The sequence below is a fragment of the Tahibacter aquaticus genome (assembly GCF_004363655.1).
GTDB classification, from domain to species: domain Bacteria; phylum Pseudomonadota; class Gammaproteobacteria; order Xanthomonadales; family Rhodanobacteraceae; genus Tahibacter; species Tahibacter aquaticus.
The window spans coordinates 318325-329989 of the sequence record NZ_SNZH01000005.1 but is presented as its reverse complement, the minus strand read 5'-3'; the positions used below and the strand labels follow the sequence as shown (position 1 = coordinate 329989).

Genomic DNA, 11665 nt, shown 5'->3' with positions numbered 1-11665 from the left:
CGCTATACGAAATTGAATCTCATCCATCAGGTTGATGCATGCCTACGCCCCCCAGCCTGCTGACGCTGTCAACGACCTCGACCAGCGCCATGCGGCGAGGCTGCTTCCCGCAGCAGGTGGACGCATGAGTGCGGCGGCGCGACGCTTCGTCGCCAGCGACGGTGTCGGCCTGGCCTGGTACGCCTGGGGCGAGGCGACGCAGTTGCCGCCGGTCGTGCTGCAGCACGGCTATGCAGCGAGCAGCGCGCTGAACTGGAGCGCGACCGGTGTCGTCGGTGCGTTGCTCGATGCCGGACGGCGCGTGATCGCCGTCGATGCGCGCGGCCATGGCCAGTCGGACAAGCCCGGCGCTGCCGACTGCTACGGCGAGGCGCGCATGGCACAGGATCTGGCCGAGCTGCTCGCGGCGCTGCAGATCGGCGAGTTCGATCTGTTCGGCTATTCCATGGGCGCGGTGATCGGACTGCTGCTGGCCAGCGACCATCCTGGCGTGCGCCGGCTGGTTGTCGGCGGCGTAGGCGAGGGCGTCATTGCCTGCGGTGGTGTCGACCGCCGCGTGCTGCCGATGGAAGTGCTGATCGCAGCGCTGCGCGCGCCCAGCGTGGCGCAGATTGCCGAGCCCGCGGCGCAGGCGTTCCGCGTATTCGCCGAGTACGCCGGCAACGACCTGGCGGCACTGGCTTTGCAGGCTTCGCGCATGCACAGCACACCGCTGGCCTTGCAGCGCGTGTCTGCTCCGACCCTGGTGATCGCCGGCCAGAGCGATCCCCTCGCGCGGCAGCCGCATCAACTGGCCGATGCCTTGCCGCAGGCGCGCTGGGTCACGCTGGCCGGCGATCACCTTAGCCTGCTGCGCAATACTCGGTTCATTGAAGAATCCCTGTCTTTTCTCAACGCTGCCGCAACCGTCGCGCCAGCGGCCGCCCAGGAACCTTCGCCGTAATGACTGTACAAATCCACGATCACACCGATGTACGCGTACTGCTGCTGGACAATCCGCCCATCAACGGCCTGGGCCTGGCCACGCGCCGTGCACTGGGCGAGGCGCTGGACCAGGCCGCACAGGACGCGGTGATCCGCGCCATCGTCATCAGCGGCGCCGGCACACTGTTCAGCGGCGGCGCCGACATCCGCGAATTCAACACGCCGCAGGCGCTGCAGTCGCCCAACCTGCACGAGCTGATCGAACAGCTCGAAACCAGCACCAAGCCGGTCGTGATCGCCTTCAACGGCACGGCCCTGGGCGGAGGCCTGGAGCTCGCCCTCGGCGCGCACTACCGCGTCGCCGTCGCCGATGTCCTGATCGGCCTGCCCGAAGTGAAGATCGGCATCCTGCCCGGTGGCGGCGGAACGCAGCGCCTGCCGCGCGCAGTCGGCCTGGAAACCGCGCTGGAGATGATCGTCAGCGGCACGCCGCGGCCGGCGCGGCAACTGATTGGTACGCGCCTGCTCGACGAGGTCGTCGAAGGCGATCTGCTGCAGACCGCCGTGACCCTGGCGCGGCGTGCCAGCGAATCGCCCGGGCCGTATCCCCGCGTGCGCGACTGGGCGGTCGAACAGGCCGATGCCGCCGCGTTCCTCGCCGCCGCGCGCGAACGCATCGCCGCGGCGGCCGGGCCTTATCCCGCGCCGCTGGGCTGCTTCGATGCGGTCGCTGCATCGGTCAACCTGCCATTCGATGAAGGCATGGCGAGCGAACGGGCCGGCTTTGTTGCCCTGGTCGAATCGGCCGAATCGCGCGCGCTACGCCATGCCTTCTTCGGCGAGCGCGCCGCGTCCAAGGTGGCCGGCCTGTCCGCCGATGCCAGGGCGCGGCCGGTGCGCGAAATCGGCATCGTCGGCGCTGGCACCATGGGTGGCGGCATCGCGATGAATTTCCTCAATGCCGGCCTGCCGGTGACCTTGCTGGAAACCTCGCAGGCCGCGCTGGATCGCGGCATCGCCACGATCCGTGCGAATTATGAGAACAGTGCGAAAAAGGGAAAAATCAGTGCGGCCCAGGTGCAGCAGCGGCTGGAGCTGCTCAGGCCCAGCCTCGACTATGCCGCGCTGGCCCAGGCCGACCTGATCGTCGAAGCGGTATTCGAAGACTATGCGGTGAAGGAATCTGTCTTTCGCCAGCTCGATGCCGTGGCCAGGCCCGGCGCGATACTCGCCACCAATACCTCGACCCTGGATGTGGACCGCATCGCTGCGGCAACCGCCCGGCCGCAGGACGTGCTCGGCCTGCATTTCTTCAGCCCGGCCAATGTGATGAAACTGCTTGAAGTCGTGCGCGGCCGGCAGACTGCCGACGAAGTGCTGCTGACCGCGCTGGCCGTGGCGAAAACGATCGGCAAGACCGCCGTCGTCGCCGGCGTCTGCGACGGTTTCATCGGCAACCGCATGCTGGAACAGTACATTCGCCAGGCCGGCTTTCTGCTCGACGAAGGCGCGCTGCCGCAACAGGTCGATCGCGCCATCGAGGCGTTCGGCTTTGCCATGGGGCCCTTCCGCATGGGCGACCTGGCCGGCAACGACATCGGTTGGGCCATCCGCCAGCGCCGTGCGCTGGAGCGGCCCGACATGGCTTACTCGCGCACTGCCGACCTGGTCTGCGAACTCGGCCGCTACGGCCAGAAAAGCGGCAAGGGCTGGTACGACTACGCCGCCGGCGACCGCCGCGGCCAGCCGTCGGCCGAGGTCGATGCGCTGATCGAAAGGCACTCGCGCGAGCTGGGCCTGGAGCGGCGCGAGATCGGCGATGCAGAAATCGTCGAGCGCCTGCTGCTGGCCCTGGTCAACGAAGCCGCGCTGATCCTGGCCGAAGGCATTGCAGCCAAGGCCTCCGACATCGACGTCGTCTATCTGGCCGGCTATGGTTTTCCGCCCTGGCGCGGTGGCCCGCTGTTCTATGCCGACAGCCTGGGCCTGGGCAATGTCGTTGCAGCCATGCAGCGTTACGCCCGGGGCTATCGCGGCGAAGCCTGGACTGTCGCACCGCTGCTCGCGCGCCTCGCGCAGAATGGCCAATCCTTCAACTGATCCGCGGAGATTTCGCATGAGCGAGCCACGCAACCTGTTCGACCTCGACGGCAAGACGGCGCTGATCACCGGCGGTTCGCGCGGCCTGGGCCTGCAGATCGCCCAGGCCCTGGGCGCCTATGGCGCCCGCGTGCTGCTGTCGGCGCGCAAGAGCGACGAACTGCAAGCTGCGCAGCAGCAGCTGCAGGCGCAGGGCATCGAGGCGCATTGGATCGCGGCGGACAATGCAAAGACAGAACAAGTGGAAAAACTCGTCGACGAAGCCATCGAGAAGCTCGGTCATATCGACATCCTGGTCAACAACGCCGGCGCCAGCTGGGGCGCGCCGGCGGAAGACTATCCGCTGGATGCCTGGGACAAGGTCTTCAACCTGAATGTGCGGGGTATGTTCCTGCTCAGCCAGCAGGTCGGCCGGCGCAGCATGATTCCGCGCCGCTACGGCCGCATCATAAATATTGCCTCCGTCGCCGGCCTGCGCGGCAACCCGCCTGGTGCGATGCGCACCATCGCCTACAACAGCTCCAAGGGCGCCGTGGTGAACTTCACCCGTGCCCTGGCTGGCGAATGGGGCCAGCACAACATCACCGTGAATGCCCTGGCGCCAGGTTTCTTTCCGTCGCGCATGTCGCAGGGCCTGATCGAAAAACTCGGCGAAGCCACACTCATCGGCAGCTCGCCGCTGCAGCGCCTGGGCGACGACGAAGACCTCAAGGGCGCGGCGCTGCTGTTTGCATCGGCCGCCGGCAAGCACATTACCGGCCAGATTCTGGCCGTCGACGGAGGCCTCACCGCGGTATGAACGCCGAATTCTTCCACGGCAAAGTTGCCGTCATCACCGGTGCCGGATCGGGCTTCGGCCGCGAGTTTGCCCTGCTCGGTGCCAGCCTGGGCATGCAGCTGGTACTGGCCGATGTCCAGGCCGACGCGCTGGAACAGACCGTTGCGCAGGTGCAGGAGCGGGGCGCGCAGGTGCTGAGCCGCATCGCCGATGTGGCCGACGCAGCCCAGGTCGAGGCCCTCGCCGTTGCGGCAGAGGAACGCTTCGGCCTGGTCCACCACGTGTTCAACAACGCCGGCGTCGGCAGCGCCGGCCTGGTCTGGGAAAACACGCTGCAGGACTGGCAGTGGACTCTGGGCGTCAACCTGTGGGGCGTGATCAACGGCGTGCGCAGCTTCGTGCCGCGCATGCTTGCGGCAGCGAAGGCCGATCCGGCGTATCGCGGCCACGTCGTCAATACCGCATCCATGGCTGGCCTGGTCACGCCGCCGCTGAGCGGCGTCTACAACGTCTCCAAGCATGCCGTCGTGGCCTTGAGCGAAACCCTGCACCATGACCTGGCTTTGGTCAGCGAACAGGTGCATTGCTCGGTACTGTGCCCGTACTACGTGCCGACCGGCATCCATGTATCGCACCGCAATCGCCCGGCCGAGCAGGCCAATGCCGGGCCGGCGACGCAATCGCAGCGCGTGGCGCAGGCCTTCGTGGCCAAAGCCGTCACCTCCGGCAAAGTGACAGCACAGGATGTGGCGAAATTGACGTTCGAGGCCATCGCGGCGCAACGGTTTTATATCGTGTCGCATCCGCAGGCGCTGGATGGCGTGCGCTTGCGCGCGGACGATATTGTGGGGTTGAGGCAGCCTACGGATCCGTTCAGTCAGCGGGAAGGGTTGCGCGAGTCGCTGGTTGATGCGTTGAAAAGTTAGCTTTTTCTCCTTCTCCCCCGGCAGCTGTCGGGGAGAGGGGGAGGGGCGGTGCTGGACTTTGCTTCGCTGCCTGGTTTTTGGCGAAGGTGTCCGCCGTTGGCGGACGTTTTTGACGACTATGTAGTTGTGCGAGATGCATGGGCGCAGCGACGCAACCGACAGATAGAGCAGGATCGGGCAGGAGCCAGGACTGAACCGCCTCGGTTCACGCGCCGTCCGCGGCGGCCAGCCAGATTGTTTCGATCCAGTATTTCAGGACGATCCGCCGCGGCACCAGTCCGCAGCGATGGCATTCATTTCCCATGCGGAGCCCAGAGCCAATTTGCTCTTGATGCTCTCGCGGTGCGACTCCACGGTCTTCACGCTGATGCCCATCTGTACAGCAAGGTCCGAGGCGCCGAAACCCTTGCCGATCGCGACGAATACCTGCATTTCGCGGACGGTCAAATTCGGTTTTGGTGGCTGCAGTGACTGCCGGATGGGGCAGGACCGGCAAAGCATCTGCTTTGTATCCATCGACGGCAGATGACAGCGAGAAACCGCGTCGATGAGCGGCAAATAGGTTCTACCCGGTGTCAAATAGCTGACGTAGCCACAAGCCACTCGCGCGGTAGCATCCGCGTTCGCGCCAAGGTGTGGTTTCGATCCGAATGCGATCAAGCGCGTACGAATTGGGGCATCAGGCAAGAACTGCTCGACCGCCGGTATCCATTCTGGAGCGATGACCACGACTTCCGGCGCCTGTTTTCGCAAAGCGGCCAAGCCATGGTCCAGTGAATAGGCCGTGGCCAGAACGTGCAGTTCCGAACGTGAAGACAGCGCTACGGTAAGCCCCACCGTCGCAACCTCAGAAGGAATAACGATGAGGACAGTGACTTCTCGGGGGCGTTCAATATTCATGAGCACAACAACCACCAATCGCCACTTTTTTCAAGGCGATATTCCGTGCTGGAGTGCCTGAAAGATGAAAAAATCTGTGGCAGGCGGTTCGCATTTGGCATAAACCCTCGCATCTCTGGCGATTATCGCCATGCGGATCGGGGAATCCCCCATGGTGGGTTTTAGCACTTATTGCCTATGCTCAAGCCGCGTTGGGGGTAGATAGCAGCTTTTTTTTCCGTTATTGAGGACGCAGGCTTCTAGGCTGCACGACTGAATTGCGCGAATGAATCGCCACAAACGTTAGAACGGACTGCCCGGCTGTCGGGCATTCCCACATAGATCCGCTGCAACTGCCTCTTCAGGGGGGGAAGTGATGCTCGGGATTGATACGACCAGTGATTGCGCTGTCGGGCAAGTGTCAGCGGCTCCCGCCGTACAAACCGATGCCACGCACCCATATGCTGGCCACCTTCAGGCTTTTTTTGCGACCTCTCCGGCGATGGAGTTGGTAATCCTCTGCTACGCCGACGGACGCCCGTTGGCGACCGTCGGCGAAGCACCGCCGAATCATGCGGAGCGGGTTGCTGCCATGGCCAGTTCCTTCCTGGCCCTCAGCGAAACGTTCGCCAAAGAGGCATCGCACGGTCGCTGTTCCTACGCGACGATCACGTCGGCGCAGGGATTGCTCGTGGCCGTGCGTGTTCCATCGCCCAGGAAGTTGTACGTCCTGTGCGCTGCAGCCAGCCGGAGCGACAACCTGGCGATGATCTTGCGACGTACCCTCGACTGCGCAGACTCGCTGGCAACAGTCCTTCCATAACTCTTTCGGTGTGGGAAGCATTCTGGGGCTATGCACCCCGCTTTTTTTATCCTTTTTCAATGGGAATATCAGTCATGGCAAAAATCAGTCTCGAAGCCCTCCGTAGCATCGATGGCTACGTCGCCTCCGCGTTGGTCGATAGCGAAAGCGGCATGCTCCTGGCAGGCGACGGCAGCGGTATCAACCTCGACCTGGCAGCAGCCGGGAACACCGAAGTCATCCGCGCCAAGCGCAAAGTGGCCAACAGCCTCAAGCTCAACGATACGATCGAAGATGTCCTGATCAGCCTCGCGAAACAATACCACCTGCTGCGACCGCTGGAGTCCAATCAGAAGCTTTTCCTCTACGTGGTTCTGGATCGGACGAAGGCCAACTTGGCCATGGCCCGGCATGAACTCCGGTCTTTCGAAAAGACGATCGATTTCTCCTAACTGCCGCAGCGCTGCGGTATCGGATCCTCGTCCCCGGCGGCTGTGTCGCCCATCATCAAGACACCCCCTATGCGCATCGACCTTCGAACTGCGGCGCTTACCGACTCGGAAGATCAAAGGGTGAGGATCGCGGCGAATCTGTTAGGCGCGGTTCGCATCGAAGCGAAGCTGTCGCCGTGGGACGGCACGCGATGCGATGTGGTCATCGTCAACGCCGACGACGCTTACGGAAGACGGGTCATGGAGCTGGCGCAAAAACGGGGTATCGGCCTGCTTGCTTACGCCTCACAGGCCATCCATTTTGACAAAGCGTCGCAATGTCACGTGGCTGAAGGCACTGCTGTGTTTCTCGTATCCGCACTACGTTGCGTCATCGATGCCGCCAGAAAACACGACTCTGCGGCAAGCCCAGGCACTGCCGCGGCGTCTCCCGCCCCGGCCCGCCACGGCAATTTTTCCGCACTGATGGAGTTGACTCACGACGCGTGGAGAGGGCGCGACATCGATGCAGACATAGCCGGCCGCCGCATCAGCATCCGCGCCTCACGCGGTCGTGTCATGGCTGGAACACTCAGTGACATGCTGGCGGCGCGCGACGCCCTGGGCAAGTGCGCAGAACCCCATGGATTCACTGCCGTCCCCGAACGCCGTCCAGGCATCGGTGAGATCTCGTGGAGCCTTGATGCTTTCCTGGTCGATGGCGCCTTGCGTTGCCGGCAATCGCTGCCCACGTTCGCGGGCAGCGCTTACTCGCTGCGTGACTGGCCCGATCTCGGTTCCGCAGGCGAAACCCTCACCCCGTTGCGTATCGCCAGCTGGCTGCAGCAGCGATCCGGTAGCGTGCAGGAGCGCGCAAAAAAGGCCGGTATCGGTGCGGATGAAGTGAACGCGTGCTTGTGGGCGTTCCACGCCAGCAATTTGCTCGTCATCGGTGAGCCACCAGCGGCGCCTGCGCCGCCTGCCGCGCTGCCGGCGCGTGTTGCAACCCCCTTGCTGAGCAAACTTGCGGCCCGATTCGGACTCGCGTGGTAAAGCATGCAGCCGATCGCATCGTTCCCCCCGATGGCGTTCTGGTGACGGTGCAGATTCTGCGTGTTCGATGGACGGCCTTGCGGTAACTAAACGCGGTATGCACCGCAGCCTGTCGCCATCGGAGGCTGCGGATTCCACGGGAAGGCCATGACGAACCACATCTCTGTCGTCGATGCGTTGTCAACCAAACTGGTGTTTGTCGGCCCGATGGGAGCCGGCAAGACCACCGCCATCGCTTCGATCGCGGACTCGCCGCCGGTATCCACCGAGATGCCCATGTGCGAACCGCCGGTGGGCGACAAGACCTCGACCACGGTGGCGATGGATTTTGCGACCGTCAGGATCGAAGACGACCACAGCGTGTTCCTCTACGGTTGTCCAGGGCAGGACCATTTCGAGTTCATGCGACCGATCTTGCTACAAGGCGCTTTCGGCGCGATCGTCGTGCTGAACGGTGCCGATCCGGATATCGTGGGTCAAAGCACTTATTGGGCCCGCATCGTCACCGACTTCGATGCGTCGTTGCCCATGGTCATCGGTATCACTCGAACTGACGAGGCGCACCAGTTCGACTTGATCACGGTGCGTAGAGCCATGCGTGCGCACGGCATCTCTGCCCCGGTTTTCACGTTCGACGCGCGTAATCGACAGCAGACAGCGCAACTCGTCCGCGCGCTCCTGCTGATGCTGGACTAGCCAATCGTTGGTGCCGATTCAAGTGATGACCGAGGCGCAACTTGCCGCGCTCGATCCACATGCTCTTCGCTTGATAGACAACCGGCGTCATGAGGGCAGAGAGGCGGTGTGGCCTCCATCGCACGCTCCGACTCGGAGCGCGGGAAGTTCTTCAACTTAAGAAGGGCGGTCGACGGTCGATCACGGGCAACGGCAACGGCAACGGCAACGGCGTTATTTGCTGTGCTTTGCCGGGCCTTGCGAGTTTTCGCGATCAGACCAGCGCGGCTATCGCCCTGTTGATGCAATACCCGCCCACCGCGAGGAATACGAACAGCACCAGGCCCAGCTTCAATGGCTGCAATCCAGCCTGGCGCAGGCTGGCAATTCGTGTACGCAGGCCCATTGCGGCCATGGCGGTGGCCAGCAGCAGCGTGTCCAGTTGTACCAGCACGGCAACGAGGGCGGTTGGCAGCAGTTTGAGCGAATGCACTGCACTGACGGCGATGAACAACAGCGCGAACCAGGGTATATGCACCTGCGCGCAACAAGTCCTGAAACTCGCAGTCGCACGGTTGGCCGCGGCCGATTGCAGCGACAGGCCGAGCAGGAACGGCGCCAGCAGCATCACGCGCAGCATCTTTTCCACGACGGCGGCATTCGCGGCCTCCGGGCCTATGCTCTGGCCTACAGCGACGACCTGGGCCACTTCGTGGATGGTCGATCCGGCGTACAGGCCGAAGGCGTGTTGCGACAGGCCCAGGTAGGGATAAGCGAGCGGATACAGCAGCATGGCCAGCGTGCCGAACACGACGACGGTCGCGACGGCGATCGACACCTTGTGTTCTTCGCCGCGTACCAGCGGCTGTGTCGCCATCACCGCGGCGGCGCCGCAGATGGCGCTGCCGGCACCGATCAGTATCGCGGTCTGCCGGTCCAGCCCCAGCCAGCGCGTGCCGACGTGTACGGCGATGACGAAGGTCAGTGCCAGCATGAGCATGCCGATCAGCAGGCCGGGCCAGCCTACGGCGGCGATGTCCTGCAGCGATATGCGCAGGCCGTACAGCACGATGCCTGCACGCAGCAGGGTGCTGCGGGCCAGGTCGACGCCGGCAACTGTCTGCGCCGGCAGTGCCGGGAAAATGCTGTTGCCGGCGAGCATGCCCAGCGCGATCGCCAGGGTCAGTGCGCTGAGACCCAGCTGGCTCAACGGCTGCCATTGGGACAACAGGGCCGCAAGGGCGGCAAGCAGGGCGGACAGCAGCAGCCCGGGGGCATAGCGACGAACACGGGGAAAGTCGGGCAGGGACGCAACGATCGAACTCATACGGTACAGGGTAGGAATGGACGTCTTATGCGTCAAAAGCATAAAATTCACTGATGCATGAATTTTGGTTATGACGATGAATCTGCACCTGCTGCGTCTGTTCGTTGCCGTGGCCGAGGCGGGCAGCTTTTCCCGCGCGGCGGAGAAGCTGCACCTCAGCCAGCCTGCCGTTTCCAAGGGCCTGCGCGAACTGGAACACCAGCTCGACCTGGTACTCATCGAACGCAGCAGCGGCGCTACGCGCGGCGCTGGCGGTGCCAGGGGCTTGCGCCTGAGCGAGGCGGGCACCGCTTTGCTGGCGCATGCGCGCGGCATCTTCGCGCTGGAGCGCGCCGCACTCGACGACGTGCGCGCCCGCGTCGGCGTGCAGCGCGGCACCTTGACTGTCGGTGCCAGCACTACGGTCGCGAGCTACTGGCTGCCGCCGTATATCGCCGCGTTCTGCCAGGCCTATCCGGCGGTGTTGCCGCGGGTGATGGTCGGCAATACGCAATGGGTATGCGAGCAACTGCTCGACTGCAATGTCGATCTGGCCCTGGTGGAAGGCCAGGTCGAAGACGAACAGATCGAGGTCAGCAACTGGAAAAGCGATCCGCTCGCCATCGTTGCTGCGATGGACTCGGCCTTGCCGCGCCGCAGCGTGAGCGCAGCCATGCTGGCGCGGCAGAACTGGATTCTGCGCGAGCCCGGCTCAGGCACGCGCCAGGCCACCGAAGCGCTCTGCGCAGCGAATGGCATCGATGCCAGGCCCTGGATGGAAATGGCCAGCAACGAAGCGATCGCACGCACCGTCGCTGCGGGCGTCGGCATCTCGCTGCTGCCGCGCGTAGTCGTGGCCGACATGCTGGCGCTGGGCAGCCTGCGCGAACTCAGGCTGTCCGGGGCGGCGCTGTCGCGGCCGCTGTATCGCCTGGGCCTGAAAGCGCGGCCGCTGGTGCCGGCGGCGCGCAAGATGGTCGAGTTGCTGGAGCGCAAGCGTTGATCTCCGAGCCGGCTGCGCCGCCGCGGCATTGCGCGCGGATTGAGCCGCAAGCGCCTGCCCTTCTATGCCCTCCATGAGCGGTCCGCATGAGCGTCTATCCCAGGCCGATCTGTTCGCCCCGGCACCCTTGCTGCTGGCCGACGACGAGCACGGCCTAATTCGCTATACGCCGGGCTTTCTCGCCCCTGGCGAGGCTGCTGCCTGTTTCGATTTTCTGCACGCCAACGCGGCCTGGCACGGCGAGCGGCGGCAGATGTACGAGCGCGAGGTCGACACGCCGCGGCTGCTCGCCAGCTATTTGCTCGATGCGACATTGCCGCCGCTGCTGGCCGCGCTGCACGCGCGTGTCGAGGCGGCGGTGCAGGCGCGCTTCAGTCATGTCGGCCTGAATCTCTATCGCGACGAACGCGACAGCGTGGCGCCGCATAACGACCATCTGTCCGAACTGCAGCCAGGCCAGCCCATCGCCCTGGTCTCGCTGGGGGCGACGCGCGAGATGGTGATACGGCAGAAGCTGCCGCCGCGGCGCGCCTGGCATCTGCCGCTGCAGGCTGGCAGCCTGCTGCTGATGAGCTATGCGACGCAGCTGCACTACGACCATGGCATTCCCAAACAGGGCAGCGCGGTTGGACCGCGCATCAGTCTGGCCTTTCGCGCCCGTTCGGCTGCGCCGGCGTCGCGCGGGCGTTATGCCAGGCCAGCGGGCGATTGAAATGCGAGTGTTTTATTCAAGGCTGGCGCGGAGCGGCCCGGCAGCGGCAGATTCATCGTCCTGTCATGCGCCAGTC

The 11665-nt window shown here is 64.3% G+C and carries 12 protein-coding genes; 10 read left to right on the top strand and 2 right to left on the bottom strand.

The window, feature by feature from the left end; genetic code table 11:
* The first annotated feature begins 124 nt into the window (after positions 1-124).
* From DFR29_RS10555 to DFR29_RS10540, 4 genes are read left to right on the top strand one after another with little or no spacing between them, the layout of a single operon-like run.
* Positions 125-943 (top strand): alpha/beta fold hydrolase, encoded by an 819-nt coding sequence (locus DFR29_RS10555; RefSeq protein ID WP_166654011.1) that lies wholly within the window; start codon positions 125-127, stop codon positions 941-943.
* Positions 943-3024, top strand: coding sequence for a 3-hydroxyacyl-CoA dehydrogenase NAD-binding domain-containing protein (locus DFR29_RS10550; protein WP_133818548.1), 2082 nt, complete (start codon positions 943-945; stop codon positions 3022-3024). The genes DFR29_RS10555 and DFR29_RS10550 overlap by 1 nt, the downstream gene beginning before the upstream one ends.
* Before the next feature lie 16 nt (positions 3025-3040).
* On the top strand, positions 3041-3823 hold the full coding sequence (locus tag DFR29_RS10545; protein WP_133818547.1) for an SDR family oxidoreductase: 783 nt from the start codon (positions 3041-3043) through the stop codon (positions 3821-3823).
* The gene (locus tag DFR29_RS10540; RefSeq protein ID WP_133818546.1) at positions 3820-4728 is read left to right on the top strand and encodes an SDR family oxidoreductase; all 909 of its coding nucleotides are present in this window, start codon (positions 3820-3822) and stop codon (positions 4726-4728) included. Before DFR29_RS10545 ends, DFR29_RS10540 begins: the two co-directional genes overlap by 4 nt.
* 252 nt (positions 4729-4980) lie before the next feature.
* Here DFR29_RS10540 and DFR29_RS10535 read toward each other — a convergent pair whose 3' ends face one another.
* A complete protein-coding gene (locus tag DFR29_RS10535; RefSeq protein WP_133818545.1) occupies positions 4981-5628 on the bottom strand; it encodes a LuxR C-terminal-related transcriptional regulator in 648 nt (215 codons plus the stop codon).
* A gap of 355 nt (positions 5629-5983) precedes the next feature.
* Between DFR29_RS10535 and DFR29_RS30495 the strand changes: the two genes are divergently transcribed.
* The 4 genes from DFR29_RS30495 (at position 5984) to DFR29_RS10515 (ending at position 8589) form a co-directional block, all read left to right on the top strand.
* Positions 5984-6430: a roadblock/LC7 domain-containing protein gene (locus DFR29_RS30495; RefSeq protein WP_133818544.1), complete on the top strand. Its 447-nt coding sequence runs from the start codon at positions 5984-5986 to the stop codon at positions 6428-6430.
* 74 nt (positions 6431-6504) lie between these two features.
* Entirely contained in the window at positions 6505-6861 is a 357-nt protein-coding gene (locus DFR29_RS10525; RefSeq protein ID WP_133818543.1) for a roadblock/LC7 domain-containing protein, read from the top strand.
* 69 nt (positions 6862-6930) lie between these two features.
* The gene (locus DFR29_RS10520) at positions 6931-7893 is read left to right on the top strand and encodes a hypothetical protein (protein WP_133818542.1); all 963 of its coding nucleotides are present in this window, start codon (positions 6931-6933) and stop codon (positions 7891-7893) included.
* A gap of 147 nt (positions 7894-8040) precedes the next feature.
* Positions 8041-8589 (top strand): GTP-binding protein, encoded by a 549-nt coding sequence (locus DFR29_RS10515; protein WP_133818541.1) that lies wholly within the window; start codon positions 8041-8043, stop codon positions 8587-8589.
* A gap of 253 nt (positions 8590-8842) precedes the next feature.
* On the opposite strand, the gene DFR29_RS10510 is transcribed toward DFR29_RS10515, so the two are convergent.
* The gene (locus DFR29_RS10510; RefSeq protein WP_133818540.1) at positions 8843-9895 is read right to left on the bottom strand and encodes a YeiH family protein; all 1053 of its coding nucleotides are present in this window, start codon (positions 9893-9895) and stop codon (positions 8843-8845) included.
* Positions 9896-9971: 76 nt separating this feature from the next.
* On the opposite strand from DFR29_RS10510, the gene DFR29_RS10505 reads away from it, so the two are divergent.
* Positions 9972-10877 (top strand): LysR substrate-binding domain-containing protein, encoded by a 906-nt coding sequence (locus tag DFR29_RS10505; RefSeq protein ID WP_133818539.1) that lies wholly within the window; start codon positions 9972-9974, stop codon positions 10875-10877.
* A 73-nt stretch (positions 10878-10950) separates the two neighbouring features.
* Positions 10951-11589 (top strand): alpha-ketoglutarate-dependent dioxygenase AlkB, encoded by a 639-nt coding sequence (locus DFR29_RS10500; RefSeq protein WP_133818538.1) that lies wholly within the window; start codon positions 10951-10953, stop codon positions 11587-11589.
* Positions 11590-11665: the final 76 nt, after the last annotated feature.

Bases quoted from the DNA above. Each gene is read 5' to 3' on its own strand.
- DFR29_RS10520 (WP_133818542.1), top strand. From the start codon at position 6,931: ATGCGCATCGACCTTCGAACTGCGGCGCTTACCGACTCGGAAGATCAA.
- DFR29_RS10545 (WP_133818547.1), top strand. From the start codon at position 3,041: ATGAGCGAGCCACGCAACCTGTTCGACCTCGACGGCAAGACGGCGCTG.
- DFR29_RS10515 (WP_133818541.1), top strand. From the start codon at position 8,041: ATGACGAACCACATCTCTGTCGTCGATGCGTTGTCAACCAAACTGGTG.
- DFR29_RS30495 (WP_133818544.1), top strand. From the start codon at position 5,984: ATGCTCGGGATTGATACGACCAGTGATTGCGCTGTCGGGCAAGTGTCA.
- DFR29_RS10535 (WP_133818545.1), bottom strand. From the start codon at position 5,628: ATGAATATTGAACGCCCCCGAGAAGTCACTGTCCTCATCGTTATTCCT.
- DFR29_RS10500 (WP_133818538.1), top strand. From the start codon at position 10,951: ATGAGCGGTCCGCATGAGCGTCTATCCCAGGCCGATCTGTTCGCCCCG.
- DFR29_RS10555 (WP_166654011.1), top strand. From the start codon at position 125: ATGAGTGCGGCGGCGCGACGCTTCGTCGCCAGCGACGGTGTCGGCCTG.
- DFR29_RS10540 (WP_133818546.1), top strand. From the start codon at position 3,820: ATGAACGCCGAATTCTTCCACGGCAAAGTTGCCGTCATCACCGGTGCC.
- DFR29_RS10505 (WP_133818539.1), top strand. From the start codon at position 9,972: ATGAATCTGCACCTGCTGCGTCTGTTCGTTGCCGTGGCCGAGGCGGGC.
- DFR29_RS10550 (WP_133818548.1), top strand. From the start codon at position 943: ATGACTGTACAAATCCACGATCACACCGATGTACGCGTACTGCTGCTG.
- DFR29_RS10510 (WP_133818540.1), bottom strand. From the start codon at position 9,895: ATGAGTTCGATCGTTGCGTCCCTGCCCGACTTTCCCCGTGTTCGTCGC.
- DFR29_RS10525 (WP_133818543.1), top strand. From the start codon at position 6,505: ATGGCAAAAATCAGTCTCGAAGCCCTCCGTAGCATCGATGGCTACGTC.